Origin of the sequence: Sphingomonas bisphenolicum (assembly GCF_024349785.1) — a bacterium.
Taxonomy (GTDB): domain Bacteria; phylum Pseudomonadota; class Alphaproteobacteria; order Sphingomonadales; family Sphingomonadaceae; genus Sphingobium; species Sphingobium bisphenolicum.
This window is the reverse complement of record NZ_AP018817.1, coordinates 87,020-102,479: the sequence shown is the minus strand read 5'-3', so window position 1 is coordinate 102,479 and position 15,460 is coordinate 87,020. Positions and strand designations below refer to the sequence as shown.

The window sequence follows — 15,460 nt, the reverse complement described above, 5'->3', positions numbered from 1 at the left end:
CTCACAGATCCTTGGCCAGCCGCAGTCCGGTGAACTGCCAGCGTTGATGGGGGTAGAAGAAATTGCGGTAGCTGCTCCGCGCATGGCCGCGCGGGGTGGCGCAACTGCCACCCTTCAGCACGAACTGGCCGGACATGAACTTGCCATTATATTCGCCGACGGCGCCCGGCGCCGCGCGAAAGCCGGGATGGGGGCGATAGGCGCTGCCGGTCCATTCCCACACATCGCCGAACATCTGCGTCAGCGCGGACCCGTCCTCGGCCGGGCGCGGCCGGGGACTGTCGGGGCCGTCGAGCTGATTGCCGCTGACCGCCGCGACATTCTGCGCCGCGCTTTCCCATTCCGCTTCGGTGGGCAATCGCGCGCCCGCCCAACTGGCATAGGCGTCGGCTTCGTACAGGCTGATATGGGTGACCGGCGCGGCGGGGTTCACCGGCTGGCGGCCGTCAAGGCCGAAACGGGTCCAGCCCTGCTCGCTTGGCTTCCAGTAGAGCGGTGCGTCCACGCCTTCATTCTGCACCCAGGCCCAGCCGTCCGACAGCCAGTGCGCCGCGGTGCGATAGCCGCCATCTTCGATGAAGGCGATCCATTCGCCATTGCTGATCGGCCGGTGCGCCAGCGTGTGCGGATGCAGCAATGCCTTGTGCCGGGGGCCCTCGCAATCGAAGGCGAAACCGCCGCGCCCGTCCTCTCCGATCTCGACCAGCCCCTCGCGCCCCTCGATCCAGTGGAGCGGGCCGGGCAGGGCGACGGGCGCAGCGCTGGGCGCGCCGAACAGTGCCGGTTCCAGCGGATTGAGCGAGAAGAGATGGAGCAGGTCGGTCAGCAACAGTTCCTGATGCTGTTGTTCATGCTGCAATCCCAGCGTCACGAGCGCCCGCGCGGGTTGCGGCAACATGCCCAGCGCGCCCGTCAGCGCCGCATCGACATGGGCGCGATAGGCCCGAACCTCGGTCAGCGAGGGGCGGGTCAGCATCCCCCGCATCGGCCGGGCATGGCGCGCGCCCTCAGCCTCATAATAGCTGTTGAAGAGGAAGGCGTAGCGCGGATCGAAGGGGCGGTATCCCGCCACATGGTCGCGCAGGACGAAGGTTTCGAAGAACCAGGTCACATGCGCCAGATGCCATTTGGCGGGCGACGCGTCAGGCATGGACTGGACCGTGGCGTCGGCGTCCGAAAGCGGGGCGGCCAGGGCTTCGGTGAGGGCGCGGACGGCGCGATAGCGCTCTTCCAGGTCGTCCTGATGCGCGTCCGTCCAGCTTTTCGCCATGCCTGCCCTCCGATACGGTTGCACCGCTCTCTTGAAGGGACAAGCGCATAACGCGGCGGGCGGTTCCGGCCCGTGTCCTTTAGGGCAGGATCAAAGCTCCTGCAGGATCGGCGCGGCACGGCAGACGCGGTCGCGGCCCGACTGCTTGGCTTCGTACAGCGCGTCGTCGGCGCGGCGCAGCGCCGCATCGAGTTCGCCGCCGGTCCAGCGGCACACGCCGGCGGAAAAGCTGATCGGCCGGTCCTGCACGCGGCCGATCGGTTCGCTGCGCATCCGGCTGGCGATCCGCGCCAGCGACCAGCTTGCCTCGTCCTCGATACAATCCTGGAAGAAGATCGCGAATTCCTCGCCGCCCCAGCGGGCGACCATGTCGACGCGGCGGACCAGTGCGGACAGGCGGGTCGCGAAACTGGCCAGCACCCGGTCGCCCTCCTCATGGCCCAGCAGGTCGTTGACCCGTTTGAAATAGTCGATGTCGATGATCGCGATACAGCCCTTGCGCCGGTGATCCGGCAGCGCGTCGATATGGGCCAGGAATCCGCGCCGGTTGGCGATGCCGGTCAGCGGGTCTTCATGCGCGGCCTGATGCAGGTCATCCAGCCGCTCGCGCGTGGCGCTGGCGACGCGTTGCACCCCGGCATAAAGGGTATGGATGACGTCGCCGACGTCCGGCAGCGCAGGGGCGACGTCCTCGCCGCGATGCAGCGTTTCGGCCAGCGCATGGATCGGATTGAGCAGTGCGCCGATGCCCAGCAGGGCTATGCCGGTGCCAATGATCGTGGCCAGCGTCAGCAGGACGAACTCGGCGAGCGCGATGCGGCCGCTGGCGAAGCCCCAGCCCAGATAGGCCAGCAACGGCATATGGGTCGCGATGAAGCAGAGGGTGAAGAGTCGCAGGCGCAGCGAGCGCGGAAAGATGAAGGAGGTGGCGAGGTAGAAATGCATGGCGATCCCCGACTGATGCGAATGGAGCGCACCGTCCGGGCGGCATCTAAATGCCGTCTGAAGAAACAAGGTTAATCCCGCGCTACCGGGCAGGCCGTGCAGCAGGCGAGTCAGGCTGCGTTTCCAGTCGGTTGCTGCACCGGGGCGGCGCGTTTCAGCGCGACGCGCCCGGCACCCATTTGACGTCGGCCGCGCCATTGTCGTTCAGGCGGCGCGCCAGCACGAACAGCAGGTCCGACAGCCGGTTGAGATAGGCCAGCGCCTGGCTGTTAAGCGCCACCTCCACGGCCGCGGCGGTTGCGCTGCGCTCGGCCCGGCGGGTGATCGCGCGGGCGAGGTGGACGGCCGCCGCAGCGGGAGAACCGCCCGGCAGGATGAAGCTGTCGAGCGGGGCGAGATCGGCGTTCATCGTATCGATCTGCTGCTCCAGCCGGGTCACCTGACTGGGAATGATGCGCAACGCCCAGGGTTCGTCCGCGCCTTCGGGAACCGGCGTCGCCAGGTCGGCGCCCAGGTCGAACAGGTCGTTCTGGATGACGGTCAGCCAGGCGGCTTCGGGCCGCTCGCCCAAGGCGACGACGGCCAGTCCGATCGCGCTGTTCGCTTCATCGACATCGCCCACGGCCTGCATCCGCGGCGCGTGCTTGGGCAGACGCGATCCATCGACCAGACCTGTCGTCCCATTGTCCCCGGTCCGGGTGTAGATCTTGTTCAGCTTGACCATCTCTGTAGGCACGCCCTTTGGCAACCGAATGAATTTGAAGCACCCGTTCGTCCTGAGTAGCCATTGCGCTTGTCGAAATGGCTACTCAGCACGAACGGAGTGACGACAGGGCAAGTTGCGGGCCTCAGCCATGCCCCTTGGCGATCAGCAGGATCGCGACGATGATGATCGCCGCGGCCTGGAACAGGATGCGGTTCATCATCATCTTGTTCTGCTTCAGGCTGGACGGCCGGACCGCGCCTTCGGGCAGGTTCAGTTCCTCCTTCGTGGTCTGGAGGAAGGCGATGATGCCCCGGATCAGCGCGACCAGCGTGGCGATCATGGCAAGGATCAGGGCGATGACGAGGATGGTGTTCATGGGCGGCAGTCTAGGCGCTCGCCAGCCCGATTCCAACCGGAAAGCGTCCCGCGCGCAGGTCGGCGGCCAGCGCAGCGGGGTCCACGCCCTGCGCCCGCAATTGCGCCAGCGCGATCGACCCGCTGCGCTTGGCGAGGCGCCTGCCGTCCGGGCCTGCCAGCAGCGGATGGTGGACATAGGCGGGGCTGGGCAGGTCGAGCAGCGCCTGGAGCAGCCGGTGGACGTCGGTCGCGCCGCGCAGGTCGTCGCCGCGCAGCACATGGGTCACGCCCATCGCGGCATCGTCCAGCGTGCAGGACAGATGATAGCTGGCCGGCGCATCCTTGCGCGCCAGCACGATGTCGCCATGGCCGAGGGGCGCGGCCTTGACCAACCCCGCTCGCCCTGCGGCAGGGTCGGTCCGAACCGGACTGGGATGGTCTTCCCACTCCAGCGTGCCGACCCGCGCCACCGCCTTGCCCATGTCGATCCGCCAGGCATGGGCTTCGCCCGCGGCGATCCGCCGTGCGCGTTCCGCATCGCCCAGGCCCCGGCACGTTCCCGGATAGACCGGCCCCTCCGGTCCGTGGGGCGCGGTCAGGCTGGCCTGGATGTCGGTTCGCGTGCAGAAACAGGGATAGAGCAGCCCTTGTCCCCGCAGCCGCTCCAGCACCGCTTCATAGGCGTCAAGCCGCTGCGACTGGAAGATGATATCGCCGTCCCACGCGACGCCCAGCCATGTCAGGTCGGCGATGATGCCCGCGACATGGTCGGGCCGACTCCGGGTGCCGTCGATATCCTCGATCCGCAGGCGGAAGGCGCCACCGGCCGCGCGGGCCATGTCATGTCCCATCAAGGCGGACCAGCCATGGCCGACATGCAGCAGCCCAGTGGGGCTAGGAGCGAAGCGGGTCACCATATGCAGTGGTGCGACGGATAGTGTCATACAGGCTCTTGACGAGTGATATTCGTTAATGCTGTCATGCTCGTGTCACGTTGTTGGTGGATCAGCGGCGTCGGCAAGGGGGTAGAAGCGTTTCTATGTACCATCCCGACCTTATACGGCATCCGGAAAACTGCCCGGCGCTTGTTCTCAACGCAGATTACACGCCGCTCAGCTATTATCCACTGAGCCTCTGGCCCTGGCAGACCGCGATCAAGGCGGTGTTTCTGGACCGGGTGGACATCATCGCCAGCTATGAGCGGCAGGTCCACAGCCCCAGCCTGGATATGAAGATCCCGTCGGTGATCGCGCTCAAACAATATGTGCGTCCGTCCGAACATCCCGCCTTCACCCGGTTCAACCTGTTCCTGCGCGACAAATTCTCCTGCCAATATTGCGGCACGACCAGCGACCTGACCTTCGACCATGTCGTGCCCCGCCGCGCGGGCGGGCGCACAACCTGGGAGAATGTCGCGACCGCCTGTTCGCCCTGCAACCTCAAAAAGGGCGGGCGCACGCCCAAGGAAGCGGGGATGCGCCTGCACGTCGAGCCGATCCGCCCGACCAGCTGGCATTTGCAGGAACATGGCCGCGCCTTCCCGCCCGGCTATCTGCACGAAAGCTGGCACGACTGGCTCTACTGGGATGTCGAGTTGATGGCGTGAGGCCGCGACGCGCGGCGTTGCTGGCGCTTCTGCTGCTGCCGGGCATGGCCTTCGCGCAGGAGGATCACTCCAGCCTGACCCGCGCCAAATATGTCCGCAACTGCCTGATGTGCCACAGCCGCGCCGCGCCGGAGGGGATAGCGCCGGCCATCATGCGCGGCCTCTATCCCGAACGCGGCCTGGCCCCGGCGCTGGTCATGCCCGGCGTCACCTGCTGGCGTCGCTGCCAAACATGTTTTGCGCCGGAACCGAAGGCCGTGCATTAGGTCAGGATACCGGCAACCAGTCCAGGTCTATATCTTTGAGCCGGTTGGTATAATGGCCAATCTCCTCCAGCCGCGCCATGTCGTTGAGGATGATGCGTCCGTTGGAGCGGCTGATAAGGCCTTCCTGCTCCATCTGCCGGATCATCCGGTTGACATGGACCGATGTCAGCCCGATCGAATCGCCGATTTCCTCCTGCGTCAGCTTCAGGTCGAAACTGTCGACGATGCTGTCGTCGGTGACGCGCAGCCGGTCGAACATGTCGAGCAGGAAGGACGCGACGCGCGCCTTGGCCGATGTCCGGCCCAGCGCGGCCAGCCGGTCGGTCATCGCCACCCGCTCCGCATTGGACAACAGGAACAGCAGCGCCGCGACGCGCGGATATTCCTCCAGCAGCCGGCGCAGCGCATGTTTGTCGAACGGGCAGACGATCACGTCCGACAGGGCGACCAGCGATTCGGGCGCCTTGCTGTAGATGGTGCTGGCCGATCCGATGAAATCGCCGGGGAAATAGACGCGCAAAATCTGGCGGCTGCCATCGGGCAGGATGACGAAGCTCATCACCCGGCCTTCTCTCAGCACGAACAGTTCCGTTACCGTGTCATTGACCCGCTGGATCATCCCGCCGCGCTTGATCTTGCGCGGATTTTCCTCGAGCCGAGCCAATGCCTTCTTTTCCGCGTCGGACAGGGGCACCTGTTTTGCCAGCCTTTCCGCGAAACAGCTCGTTGCCACCCAATACACCTTTTTCCAATTGTTGTTACGATGGCAAAACGCCCCATGCGCCTTTTGGCTGCATTTTCAGGACGCGCACTAAACTCGATCAAGGTTGCCGCCCGCTTTGCAATTATGTTGCATATGTTCGCCGTGCCACCGGGTTAACCATGACGAATGGCGGTCGAGCCGCCTTGCACGGGGCGCAATAGACGCTATGAACCCTGTCCAATGGACCGCATTCACATCCGCGGCGGCAACGCGCTCAATGGCCGCCTTCCCATCTCCGGCGCGAAGAACGCCGCCCTGACGCTGCTGCCCTGCGCGTTGCTGACCGACGAACCTGTGACGCTGCGCAACCTGCCGCGCCTCGCTGACGTCGACAGTTTCGGCCATCTGCTGAACCAACTGGGCGTATCGACCATGATCGAGGGCGCCCGGCCGGAGGATTTCGGCCGCGTCCTGACGATGCGCGCCGGCCGCGTCACCTCGACCGAGGCGCCCTATGATATCGTGCGCAAGATGCGCGCCTCGATCCTGGTGCTCGGCCCGCTGCTGGCCCGCGTGGGCGAGGCGCGGGTATCGCTGCCCGGCGGCTGCGCCATCGGCAACCGCCCGATCGACCTGCACTTGAAGGCGCTGGAAGCGTTCGGCGCGACGCTCGAAACCACGGCCGGCTATGTCCGCGCCAGCGTGCCGGACGGCGGCCTGCCGGGCGGCATCTACACTTTCCCCGTCGTGTCGGTCGGCGCCACAGAAAATGCGGTGATGGCGGCGTCGCTCGCCAAGGGCACCTGCATCCTCGAAAACGCCGCGCGCGAGCCGGAGATCGTCGATCTGTGCAACCTGCTCGTCGCCATGGGCGCGGACATTGAGGGGATCGGCACCGACAAGCTTGTCATCCACGGGCGCGATCGGCTGCACGGCGCGACCTACAGCGTCATGCCCGACCGGATCGAGGCGGGCAGCTATGCCTGCGCCGCCGCCATAACCGGCGGGTCGGTCGACCTGGTCGGCGCCAATGCCGACGACATGCACGCCATCCTCGCCGCGCTGCGCGACGCGGGCGTGCAGGTCGATCCGCACAAGGACGGCATCCGCATTGCCTCGGATGGCAAGCTCAAGCCCCTGACCCTGTCGACCGCGCCCTTCCCGGCCTTTCCGACCGACATGCAGGCGCAGTTCATGGCGATGCTGACCAAGGCGGACGGCGCGTCGGTGCTGACCGAAACCATCTTCGAAAATCGCTACATGCATGTGCCCGAACTGGCGCGCATGGGGGCGGACATCGCCGTCAACGGCCGTACCGCCGTAGTGCGCGGCGTCGACAGGCTGGTCGGCGCGCCGGTGATGGCGACCGACCTGCGCGCCTCGATGAGCCTGATCCTCGCGGGCCTCGCCGCCGAAGGCGAAACCCAGGTCCAGCGCGTCTATCATCTCGATCGCGGCTATGAGCGGCTGGAAGAAAAACTCTCGGCCGTCGGCGCCGATATCGAGCGGGTCAGCGATGGCTGAGGGGTGCGGGCTGGCGACCGATCGGGCGACCTTGCTGTCGCTCTACGACCTGGATGCCGGCGGATTCCGTAATCTGGACGAAATTACCGGTTTCGCCGCGCAATTGTGCGATGTGCCGATCGCCCTGGTCAGCATCGTCGAGGATGTGCGGCAGCGCTTCCTGTCCCGCGTCGGCCTGGATGCCGAAGAAACGCCGCGCGACGTCTCCTTCTGCGCCCTGGCGATGCTGCGGGAGGAGATTTTCCTCGTCCCGGACGCGACCCGCGATCCCCGCTTCGCCGACAATGCGCTGGTCACCGGCGCGCCGCATATTCGCTTCTACGCCGGTGCGCCGCTGGTGAGCGCGGATGGCGCGCCGCTGGGCGCACTGTGCGTCATCGACACGGTCCCGCGCCCCGACCTGACCCCGTTGCAGCGGCAGGGTCTGACCCTGCTCGCCCGGCAGGTGATGGTGGAACTGGAAGGGCGCCGCCGCGACCGCGACACGATCCTGCGCCAGCGCATGGACGCCGCCGCCGTCGCCGAAAGCGATCGCCTGTTTCGCTCGCTGGCCGACACCATGCCGCAGATGGTCTGGTCGACGCTGGCGGACGGCTATCATGACTATTATAACGCCCGCTGGTACGAATATACCGGCGTGCCGACCGGATCGACCGATGGCGAGGCGTGGAACGGCATGTTCCATCCCGACGATCAGGATCGGGCCTGGACGCGCTGGCGTCATAGCCTGACGACCGGCGAACCCTATGAGATCGAATATCGGCTGCGCCACCATGGCGGCGACTATCGCTGGACGCTCGGCCGGGCGCTGCCGATCCGCGATGGCGACGGCGCGATCGTGCGCTGGATCGGCACATGCACCGAAATTCACGAACAGAAGCTGATGATGGAAGAGCGCGAGATGATCGCGCACGAGCTGTCGCACCGGATCAAGAACATCTTTTCGGTGATCGCTGGCCTGATCGGCCTGTCGGCGCGGCAGCATCCGGCGATTGCGGACGTGGCCGACGACCTGCGCGATCGGATATTGGCGCTGGGCCGTGCCCATGATTTCGTGCGGCCGCACAGCGCCGAATCCGCGCCGCAGGTTGGCGGCGGGCAAGCCAGTCTGTGGGGCTTGCTCGACCAGATTTTCGCGCCCTATGGCAACGAAGCGGGATCGCGCATCCTGTTGTCGGGCGACGATCCGGCGATCGACGATCGGTCCGCGACGCCGCTCGCGCTGCTGTTCCACGAATTGGCGACCAACGCAGCCAAATATGGCGCGCTGTCGGTGGCCGAGGGCCGGATCGATCTGCACATAAGGGTCGAGGGCGAAGACATCCACATCGACTGGCAGGAAGAACATGGTCCTGTGGTCGTGCCTGGCGGCGCCGACGGCTTCGGCAACCGGCTGATGACGCTGAGCGTCGAACGGCAACTGGGTGGGCGAATAGAAAGAGACTGGCGGCCGGACGGCCTGCGCATCAGCCTCTGGATTCCATCGCGTTCCATGAGCCGGACGGCGGGAACGGCGTAAAACCGGCAATTTCTGCTGCTGTCAGGTCGGGCTGCTCCGCCGCAGCCAGCCGCAGCGTAGCGGAGATGCTGTGCGCGCGGAACGGCTTGGTGATGACGCCCAGCGCCGCGACCGACGCTGCGCCGATTTGGGTCGGGTTGGCGGTGACATAGATGACGCGAATGCCGTGACGGGTGGCCAGCTCGATGCCGATATCCGGCCCGGTCGGGCCATCCCGCAGGTTCAGGTCGACAAGGGCGATGTCGCAATCTTGCGCGCAAGCAAGCGCGCCTTCGCGATCGGCGGCGATCGCGCCGACCTGGAATCCGGCATCTTCGACGATCTGCTCAATCTCCAAAGCGACGAAAATCTCGTCCTCGACTATCAGAACCTTCTTGCGCATTGCCTAACTCGTTAAACTTGATGCAAATAAAGTCCTTGCCCGTCTCTTGGTTCCGCTGCGGTGCAAAAAACCGACCAGATTGCCCCAAAGGACAGGTCAGTCCGCAACGCTGGTCCACAGCGTTTCGAACTGGGTTCCCTGCATCAGCAGCACCGACGCGGGATAGCCCGCTTCGCTCGCCTGCCGCGCGGTGCCGGTGGCGCTGTCCACCGCCAGCGCCTGGGTAGGGAAGGGACCATAATATTTATTGTCCAGATTGATCTTCCAGACGCCCTCATGCTGAAGGACGATGTAGCGGGCGTGGGGCAGGGCCATGTCAGAGTACCTCGGTGTTATAATGGTGCCAGGCCATGATCGCGGCGGCGCCGCGATGCGGACGCCAGGCTTCGGCGACGTCGCGGGTCAGTTTTTCGCTCGGCCGTTCGGGCAGGCCCAGGATGCGGCCGATCTCGATCTGCACCGCCAGGTCGCCAGCGGGCCAGATGTCGGGACGCCCCTCCGCGAACAGCAGATAGATTTCCGCCGACCAGCGGCCGATGCCCTTGATCCGGACGAGCTGCGCGATCGCCTCCTCGTCGTCGGCCGGCAGGGCGCCCAGGTCCAGAGCGCCCGACAGGATCAGTTCGGCCAGGCTGCGGGCATAGCCCTGCTTCTGGCGGGACAGGCCGCAGGCACGCAAGGCGTCATAATCCCGCGCCAGCAGGGCGTCGGGCGCGCAGCCTTCGCCCAGCTCCGCTTCCAGCTTGCGCCACACCGCCGCTGCGGCCGCCACGCTGACCTGCTGGCCCACGATCGTCCGCAACAGCGTTTCATAGCCCGGCGCCCGCACCCGCGGCGCGGGATAGCCCACCCGGCCGATCGCTGCGCCAAAGCCGGGCTCCAGCGCGGCGATGGCGTCCAGGCTGGTGCGTAACTGTTCTGCACTCGTAACCATGTCTCTGCTGTCCAGCCCTTGATTTCCCGGCGTCTGTGGGTCAGAGCGGCGAAGAAAATTCGAGGGGATTGGATAGATGCCGAAATTGATCGTGGTCAACCGTGCAGGTGAAGAACAGGCTGTCGATGGCGACAATGGCCTGTCGGTGATGGAAATCATCCGCGACAACGGTTTTGATGAATTGCTGGCGCTGTGCGGCGGTTGCTGCTCCTGCGCGACCTGCCATGTCTATGTCGATCCGGCCTTCGCCGACGCGCTGCCGGCCATGAGCGAGGATGAAAACGACCTGCTCGACAGCTCCGATCACCGCAACGAGACCAGCCGCCTGTCCTGCCAGGTCATGCTGAGCGATTCGCTCGACGGCCTGCGCGTCACCATCGCGCCGGAAGACTGAATAGGCGCATAGGCGCCGATATACCTACCGCCGTTCGTTTCGAGCGAAGTCGAGAAACGAGGCAGAGCCGAGTTCAGCGAAGCTAAACAGGAAGCGCTTTGCTAGCCGCGTCTCGACTTCGCTCGAAGCGAACGACGGTAGATGCCCTAATTCTTCACCCGCAGCGTGGCCGCCGGCGCGTCGCTGGTCAGCGGCGATATCGTCCAGATGATCCGCTTGCCCTGGGGCGTGGTTTCCGCGCCCTCCTCCTGATTCTGGCTGACGATCTCCGCGTCGGTGGTCAGGGTGAATCTGCCATTCAGCGCCTTGGCCGCCTCGTCTCCCGCGCCACCGCTGCCCAGGCCGGCCGGTCCCTGGCTCTTGTCGAACCCGTTGGCGAAGCCAGGCGCCTTGACGCGCACCCGGTCGTCGCCGCGCAGTTCCACCGCGACGAAGGGCAGCACGATCTGGGCGTCGATGTTGAAGGGGAAGAGGAAGGCGTGGGTCAGCTTGCCCGTAATCGCATAGTCGATCTCGAACTTGCGGTTGCCCATGTAGCGGGCCGACCCAAACCCCTTTTCCCTGGTCAGAGCGGCGGCGATCGCCTGCATCTGCGCTTCGTCGCCCTTGTCCGCACTATCCGCGACGGCGTCGCTGAAATCCTCGTCGCGCGCCGCGATCTGCAACAGGGTCGGCGCGGCCTCGGCCTCGCCGTCCGTGTCATCGCTGGTGGACGGTACGCCGCCTGTCATGCCGCTCTTGCCCATGTCCGACGCCAATATCTCCCCCTTATAGGCGAAGGCGAAGCTGCGATCGGCGCGGATGTCCAGGGTCGATTCGAACGTGCCCGGCGTCACCAGGCAGGCGGAGAGCGCCAGCAGCCCCGCCAGCGCCCCCAGGGTGCGATACAAGCGGTTCATGGCATTCTCCTTCCTGACAGGCGGGTCAGCGCACCGTCGCAGCGTATAGCGCGATGGCCGCGGCGTTGGACACGTTCAGGCTCTCCATCCGCGGGCTGATCGGCAGCTTGGCGATGATGTCGCAATGGGCGATCGTATTGTGGCGCAGCCCTTCGCCCTCGGCTCCCAGCACCAAAGCGACACGCGATTCGCCGATCGCCTCGCCCAATGTGGTGTCGGCGTCGCCGTCCAGCCCGATGCGCCAATAGCCCGCTTCGGCAATCTCTTCGAGCGCGCGGGCCAGGTTCACCACCCGCACCCAGGGTATATTTTCCAGCGCGCCCGACGCCGCGCGCGCCAGTACGCCCGATTCGGGCGGGGCGTGCCGGTCCTGCGTGACGATGCACAGCGCATCGAAAGCGGCGGCGGAGCGCAGGATCGCGCCCACATTATGCGGGTCCGTCACCTGGTCCAGCACCAGGATCGGCCGCCTGTCGTCCTGTCCTTCCTCCAGTACTTCGCCCAGCCAGACATCGTCCAGCGGCTCGACTTCGGCGACGATGCCCTGATGCGGCGCGTCGGACGGGACCATGCGGCCCATGTCGGCGACGTCGGAATAGACGATCGGCAGCACCGGCGGCAGGTCGAGGGCGCCCAGCGCTTCGCGCGTGCCCCATATCTTGCGCACGATGCGGTTGGGGTTGGCGAGCGCCGCTATGACGGCGTGGCGACCGTAGAAGCGGGGGAAGGTGCCCTTGGGCTTGGTGGAGCGATGCGGCTTTTTCATGATTGCGCTCTTTTCACATCACCCCATTGACAGGCAAGTCTCCTTTCGCCATTGAGCCGCCTCCAGCGCGGCGGGAACGCAAATTTCTTGTCGCGCAGGGCACTGGACAGGTGGCCGAGTGGTTAAAGGCAGCAGACTGTAAATCTGCCCGGGTTTCCCGTACGCTGGTTCGAATCCAGCCCTGTCCACCACTGCATCGGGCCGATGCAGGCGGTCTTTTACGGACCGGAAACAGGCCGGTGTGGACGCATAGCTCAGTTGGTAGAGCAGCTGACTCTTAATCAGCGGGTCCTTGGTTCGAGCCCAAGTGCGTCCACCATAGCCTGTCCCGACAGGCCTTCAGGCGCGCCGCCTCTTTTCGGGTTTCCGGCTTGCGTGCCTCCCGTTCGAGCCCGTTGAAAGACGAAGGGACAGCGCCCATGGCGTGGCTCATCCTCGGCATTGCCATATTCACCGAAATCTGCTGGGCCTTGAGCCTGAAATGGGCCGCGACCCTTGGAAGCTGGCAAGCGTCCGCCGTGCCGATCGCGCTCAGCTTCCTCAACATGGGCCTGCTCGCGCTGGCGATGAAGGGCATTCCCGCAGGCACCGCCTATGCGGTCTGGACGGGCCTTGGCGCGGTGGGCGTCATCATCGGCGGCGTCCTCTTCTTCGGCGACCGGGTCAATCCGGCGCAGATCGCCTTCATGGCGATGATCGTGGTGGGCGTCGTGGGCACGAAGCTCTTCGCCTCGGCCTGACCGCGCGCACGGCACATCGCAAGGACCATTGCCGCATCGCAACAAAATCGGGTCAGGCACGTTCGCTGGACAAGTTCCATTCATCCTTTCCCGGTTACGTCCCGCTTTGCATGACATTTGATCGCCGCGACCTGCTCATCCGCACCCTTGGCGGCGTCCTCGCCATCGGCTTGCCCCGCCGCGCGCTGGCGCAGGGCGATGTCGAGCGCGTCGACGCCCTGATCGCCAAGATGACGCTGGAGGAAAAGGCGGGCCAGATGACCTGCCTCGCCGACAGCTTCCGCCCCTTCAACCCGCCCAACCCGCAGGTCGGCATCCAGGATGAAAAGCGTCTCGCGCAGGAAATCCGCCGGGGCCGTGTCGGCTGCCTCTTCAACGGCATCGGCGTCGCAGGCGGCCGCCGCGCGCAGGAGATCGCGGTCAAGGACAGCCGCCTCGGCATCCCGCTCCTGTTCGCGGGCGACGTCATCCACGGCCTCAAGACCATCTTCCCGGTCCCCCTCGCCGAAGCCTCCAGCTTCGACCCCGCTTTGTGCGAGCGCACCGCCCGCGCCCAGGCGATCGAAGCCACCGCAGCGGGCCTCCACCTCACCTTCGCCCCCATGGTCGATGTCGCCCGCGACCAGCGCTGGGGCCGCGTAGTGGAGGGGGCAGGGGAGGACGTGACCCTCACCGGCATCCTCTCCGCCGCCCGCATCCGCGGCTATCAGGGCCGCGACCTGCGCCGCGACGACGCGCTGCTCGCCTGTCCCAAACATTTCGCCGCCTATGGCGCGGTCGCCGCGGGCCTGGAATATGGCAATGTCGACATCAGCGAGGAAACGCTGCGCGAAACCCATCTGCCCCCCTTCGGCAAGGCGTTTGCGGCAGGCGCGCTCACCACCATGGCCGCCTTCAACGAGATCAACGGCGTCCCCGCCACCGCCGACAGCGAACTCCTCACCGACATTTTGCGCGGCGAGATGCAGTTTCGCGGCTTCGTCTTTTCCGATTACACCGCCGACGAAGAACTGGTCGCCCACGGCTTTGCGGAGGATGACCGTGACGCCGCCCGCCTCGCCGTCCTCGCCGGGGTCGATATGTCGATGCAGAGCGGCCTCTACATCCGCTACCTGCCCGATCTGGTGAAGAGCGGCGCGGTGCCGATGGGCACGATCGACGTCGCCGTGCGCCGCATCCTCTATGTAAAGGCCGCCATCGGCCTGTTCGACAACCCCTATCGATCGCTGAACGAGGAAGCGGAAAAGACCCGCATCTTCACCCCCGCCCACCGCGCCCTGTCCCGCGAAGCCGCCACCCGATCGGTCGTCCTGCTCAAAAATGAAGGCGTCCTGCCGATCGACCCGGCCAGGGGGCAGGCCATCGCCCTCATCGGCCCCTTCGCGCAGGACACCGCCAATCTCTACGGCCCCTGGGCCTTTTACGGCGACCCGGACAAGGGCGTGGACATCGCCACGGGCCTGCGCGCCGCGCTCCCCGACCCGACGAAACTCACCGTCACGCGCGGCAGCGACATTAGCGGGCCGATCGACGGCGGCATCGCGGAGGCGGTCGCGGCGGCCAAGGCGGCGGACATCGTCCTGCTCGCCATCGGCGAATCGCAGGCCATGTCGGGCGAAGCCCAATCCCGCACCGTCATCGAAATCCCGCCCGCGCAACAGGCGCTGGCTGACGCCGTCGCCGCCACCGGCAAGCCGGTCGTCATCCTGCTGCGCCACGGCCGCGCGCTCGCCCTGCACGATGGCGTCGCCAATGCGCAGGCGATCCTCGCCACCTGGTTCCTGGGGAGCGAGGCGGGCCACGCCATCGCCGACATCCTGCTGGGGAAGGTCGATCCATCGGGCAAACTCCCCGTCAGCTTCCCCTGGGAAAGCGGGCAGGAGCCTTTCTATTATGACCGCAAATCGACCGGCCGCCCGGTGCTGGGCAATGGCAGTAGCGAATATAAGGCCCGCTACGCTACCACCGACAACAGCGCCCGTTTCCCCTTCGGCCACGGCCTGACCTATACCGATTTTGTCTTGGACCAGCTCAAACTGTCCGACAGCGCGCTGCGCTGGGACGCCGCGATCGAAGTGACCGCCCGCATCACCAACAAGGGCAATCGCAAGGGCAGCGAAGTGGTCCAGCTCTACACCCGCGACCGCGTCGCCAGCCGCACCCGCCCGATCCGCGAACTAAAGCGCATGGCCCGCGTGACGCTGGGTCCGGGCGAAAGCAAGACCGTCCGCTTTTCGTTGTCGCGCGTTGATCTGGAATTCGTCGGCGCCCGAAGCCAGCGCATCGCCGAACCCGGCGCGTTCGACCTGTGGGTCGGGCAATCGAGCGTGGGCGGATTGAAGGGCGAGTTTACGCTTTATGCGGCGGAGCCGGCGAAGGGGTAGAACTTAAAGCCCCTCCCCTTCAGGGGAGGGGTTGGGGTGGGGGCTGTCGGGATTGCGTCAAAAGC

Annotated in this window: 18 protein-coding genes and 2 tRNA genes; 9 read left to right on the top strand and 11 right to left on the bottom strand. The window is 66.0% G+C overall.

Translation table 11 applies throughout. From position 1 onward, the window contains the following. Nucleotide 1 precedes the first annotated feature (1 nt). The 5 genes from egtB to gluQRS all read right to left on the bottom strand — a co-directional run bounded on the left by egtB (nucleotide 2) and on the right by gluQRS (nucleotide 4,222). Entirely contained in the window at nucleotides 2-1,270 is a 1,269-nt protein-coding gene (gene egtB / locus SBA_RS00520; protein WP_261935533.1) for an ergothioneine biosynthesis protein EgtB, read from the bottom strand. A gap of 90 nt (nucleotides 1,271-1,360) precedes the next feature. Next, the gene (locus tag SBA_RS00515; RefSeq protein ID WP_261935532.1) at nucleotides 1,361-2,215 is read right to left on the bottom strand and encodes a GGDEF domain-containing protein; all 855 of its coding nucleotides are present in this window, start codon (nucleotides 2,213-2,215) and stop codon (nucleotides 1,361-1,363) included. Nucleotides 2,216-2,369: 154 nt separating this feature from the next. Beyond that, entirely contained in the window at nucleotides 2,370-2,939 is a 570-nt protein-coding gene (locus SBA_RS00510; RefSeq protein WP_261935531.1) for a cob(I)yrinic acid a,c-diamide adenosyltransferase, read from the bottom strand. A 124-nt stretch (nucleotides 2,940-3,063) separates the two neighbouring features. Continuing rightward, nucleotides 3,064-3,297 (bottom strand): twin transmembrane helix small protein, encoded by a 234-nt coding sequence (locus tag SBA_RS00505; protein ID WP_224550207.1) that lies wholly within the window; start codon nucleotides 3,295-3,297, stop codon nucleotides 3,064-3,066. 10 nt (nucleotides 3,298-3,307) lie between these two features. After that, the gene (gluQRS, locus tag SBA_RS00500) at nucleotides 3,308-4,222 is read right to left on the bottom strand and encodes a tRNA glutamyl-Q(34) synthetase GluQRS (RefSeq protein ID WP_261935530.1); all 915 of its coding nucleotides are present in this window, start codon (nucleotides 4,220-4,222) and stop codon (nucleotides 3,308-3,310) included. A gap of 95 nt (nucleotides 4,223-4,317) precedes the next feature. Between gluQRS and SBA_RS00495 the strand changes: the two genes are divergently transcribed. Beyond that, complete coding sequence (locus SBA_RS00495; RefSeq protein ID WP_224550209.1) at nucleotides 4,318-4,884, top strand: HNH endonuclease; 567 nt, start codon at nucleotides 4,318-4,320, stop codon at nucleotides 4,882-4,884. Next, nucleotides 4,881-5,150: a hypothetical protein gene (locus SBA_RS00490; RefSeq protein ID WP_261935529.1), complete on the top strand. Its 270-nt coding sequence runs from the start codon at nucleotides 4,881-4,883 to the stop codon at nucleotides 5,148-5,150. The genes SBA_RS00495 and SBA_RS00490 overlap by 4 nt, the downstream gene beginning before the upstream one ends. A gap of 1 nt (nucleotide 5,151) precedes the next feature. Here SBA_RS00490 and SBA_RS00485 read toward each other — a convergent pair whose 3' ends face one another. Continuing rightward, entirely contained in the window at nucleotides 5,152-5,883 is a 732-nt protein-coding gene (locus SBA_RS00485; protein ID WP_261935528.1) for a Crp/Fnr family transcriptional regulator, read from the bottom strand. 210 nt (nucleotides 5,884-6,093) lie between these two features. On the opposite strand from SBA_RS00485, the gene murA reads away from it, so the two are divergent. Together murA and SBA_RS00475 are read left to right on the top strand one after the other, a co-directional pair. Beyond that, entirely contained in the window at nucleotides 6,094-7,377 is a 1,284-nt protein-coding gene (gene murA, locus SBA_RS00480) for a UDP-N-acetylglucosamine 1-carboxyvinyltransferase (protein WP_261935527.1), read from the top strand. Next, a complete protein-coding gene (locus SBA_RS00475; RefSeq protein ID WP_224550213.1) occupies nucleotides 7,370-8,896 on the top strand; it encodes a PAS domain-containing protein in 1,527 nt (508 codons plus the stop codon). Before murA ends, SBA_RS00475 begins: the two co-directional genes overlap by 8 nt. Here SBA_RS00475 and SBA_RS00470 read toward each other — a convergent pair. From SBA_RS00470 to SBA_RS00460, 3 genes are all read right to left on the bottom strand, one after another. Beyond that, the gene (locus SBA_RS00470; protein ID WP_224550214.1) at nucleotides 8,844-9,278 is read right to left on the bottom strand and encodes a response regulator; all 435 of its coding nucleotides are present in this window, start codon (nucleotides 9,276-9,278) and stop codon (nucleotides 8,844-8,846) included. The genes SBA_RS00475 and SBA_RS00470 overlap by 53 nt on opposite strands. Nucleotides 9,279-9,374: 96 nt before the next feature. Continuing rightward, on the bottom strand, nucleotides 9,375-9,593 hold the full coding sequence (locus SBA_RS00465) for a DUF2188 domain-containing protein (RefSeq protein ID WP_261935526.1): 219 nt from the start codon (nucleotides 9,591-9,593) through the stop codon (nucleotides 9,375-9,377). Between the two features lies 1 nt (nucleotide 9,594). Continuing rightward, complete coding sequence (locus SBA_RS00460; RefSeq protein WP_224550216.1) at nucleotides 9,595-10,212, bottom strand: DNA-3-methyladenine glycosylase family protein; 618 nt, start codon at nucleotides 10,210-10,212, stop codon at nucleotides 9,595-9,597. Nucleotides 10,213-10,288: 76 nt separating this feature from the next. Here SBA_RS00460 and SBA_RS00455 point away from each other — a divergent pair, with 76 nt between their 5' ends. Further along, nucleotides 10,289-10,606: a 2Fe-2S iron-sulfur cluster-binding protein gene (locus tag SBA_RS00455; RefSeq protein WP_066605787.1), complete on the top strand. Its 318-nt coding sequence runs from the start codon at nucleotides 10,289-10,291 to the stop codon at nucleotides 10,604-10,606. A 146-nt stretch (nucleotides 10,607-10,752) separates the two neighbouring features. Here the strand turns inward: SBA_RS00455 and SBA_RS00450 are convergent, their stop codons facing one another. Both SBA_RS00450 and rlmB read right to left on the bottom strand, forming a co-directional pair. Continuing rightward, complete coding sequence (locus SBA_RS00450; protein WP_261935525.1) at nucleotides 10,753-11,505, bottom strand: hypothetical protein; 753 nt, start codon at nucleotides 11,503-11,505, stop codon at nucleotides 10,753-10,755. 25 nt (nucleotides 11,506-11,530) lie between these two features. Continuing rightward, nucleotides 11,531-12,271, bottom strand: a complete 741-nt coding sequence (gene rlmB / locus SBA_RS00445; protein ID WP_224550218.1) for a 23S rRNA (guanosine(2251)-2'-O)-methyltransferase RlmB — start codon at nucleotides 12,269-12,271, stop codon at nucleotides 11,531-11,533. A gap of 104 nt (nucleotides 12,272-12,375) precedes the next feature. Between rlmB and SBA_RS00440 the strand changes: the two genes are divergently transcribed. The 4 genes from SBA_RS00440 (at nucleotide 12,376) to SBA_RS00425 (ending at nucleotide 15,395) form a co-directional block, all read left to right on the top strand. Continuing rightward, nucleotides 12,376-12,462: transfer RNA gene (locus SBA_RS00440), tRNA-Tyr, on the top strand. 52 nt (nucleotides 12,463-12,514) lie between these two features. Beyond that, nucleotides 12,515-12,590 (top strand) — tRNA-Lys (locus SBA_RS00435). 100 nt (nucleotides 12,591-12,690) lie between these two features. Next, nucleotides 12,691-13,011, top strand: a complete 321-nt coding sequence (locus tag SBA_RS00430; RefSeq protein WP_261935524.1) for a DMT family transporter — start codon at nucleotides 12,691-12,693, stop codon at nucleotides 13,009-13,011. A gap of 110 nt (nucleotides 13,012-13,121) precedes the next feature. Continuing rightward, on the top strand, nucleotides 13,122-15,395 hold the full coding sequence (locus tag SBA_RS00425) for a glycoside hydrolase family 3 N-terminal domain-containing protein (RefSeq protein ID WP_261935523.1): 2,274 nt from the start codon (nucleotides 13,122-13,124) through the stop codon (nucleotides 15,393-15,395). Nucleotides 15,396-15,460 lie beyond the last annotated feature (65 nt).

What these genes read in the sequence shown, in the direction of transcription:
- egtB (WP_261935533.1), bottom strand. Translation starts at nt 1,270, where the DNA reads ATGGCGAAAAGCTGGACGGACGCGCATCAGGACGACCTGGAAGAGCGC.
- SBA_RS00515 (WP_261935532.1), bottom strand. Translation starts at nt 2,215, where the DNA reads ATGCATTTCTACCTCGCCACCTCCTTCATCTTTCCGCGCTCGCTGCGC.
- SBA_RS00510 (WP_261935531.1), bottom strand. Translation starts at nt 2,939, where the DNA reads ATGGTCAAGCTGAACAAGATCTACACCCGGACCGGGGACAATGGGACG.
- SBA_RS00505 (WP_224550207.1), bottom strand. Translation starts at nt 3,297, where the DNA reads ATGAACACCATCCTCGTCATCGCCCTGATCCTTGCCATGATCGCCACG.
- gluQRS (WP_261935530.1), bottom strand. Translation starts at nt 4,222, where the DNA reads ATGACACTATCCGTCGCACCACTGCATATGGTGACCCGCTTCGCTCCT.
- SBA_RS00495 (WP_224550209.1), top strand. Translation starts at nt 4,318, where the DNA reads ATGTACCATCCCGACCTTATACGGCATCCGGAAAACTGCCCGGCGCTT.
- murA (WP_261935527.1), top strand. Translation starts at nt 6,094, where the DNA reads ATGGACCGCATTCACATCCGCGGCGGCAACGCGCTCAATGGCCGCCTT.
- SBA_RS00475 (WP_224550213.1), top strand. Translation starts at nt 7,370, where the DNA reads ATGGCTGAGGGGTGCGGGCTGGCGACCGATCGGGCGACCTTGCTGTCG.
- SBA_RS00470 (WP_224550214.1), bottom strand. Translation starts at nt 9,278, where the DNA reads ATGCGCAAGAAGGTTCTGATAGTCGAGGACGAGATTTTCGTCGCTTTG.
- SBA_RS00465 (WP_261935526.1), bottom strand. Translation starts at nt 9,593, where the DNA reads ATGGCCCTGCCCCACGCCCGCTACATCGTCCTTCAGCATGAGGGCGTC.
- SBA_RS00460 (WP_224550216.1), bottom strand. Translation starts at nt 10,212, where the DNA reads ATGGTTACGAGTGCAGAACAGTTACGCACCAGCCTGGACGCCATCGCC.
- SBA_RS00455 (WP_066605787.1), top strand. Translation starts at nt 10,289, where the DNA reads ATGCCGAAATTGATCGTGGTCAACCGTGCAGGTGAAGAACAGGCTGTC.
- SBA_RS00450 (WP_261935525.1), bottom strand. Translation starts at nt 11,505, where the DNA reads ATGAACCGCTTGTATCGCACCCTGGGGGCGCTGGCGGGGCTGCTGGCG.
- rlmB (WP_224550218.1), bottom strand. Translation starts at nt 12,271, where the DNA reads ATGAAAAAGCCGCATCGCTCCACCAAGCCCAAGGGCACCTTCCCCCGC.
- SBA_RS00430 (WP_261935524.1), top strand. Translation starts at nt 12,691, where the DNA reads ATGGCGTGGCTCATCCTCGGCATTGCCATATTCACCGAAATCTGCTGG.
- SBA_RS00425 (WP_261935523.1), top strand. Translation starts at nt 13,122, where the DNA reads ATGACATTTGATCGCCGCGACCTGCTCATCCGCACCCTTGGCGGCGTC.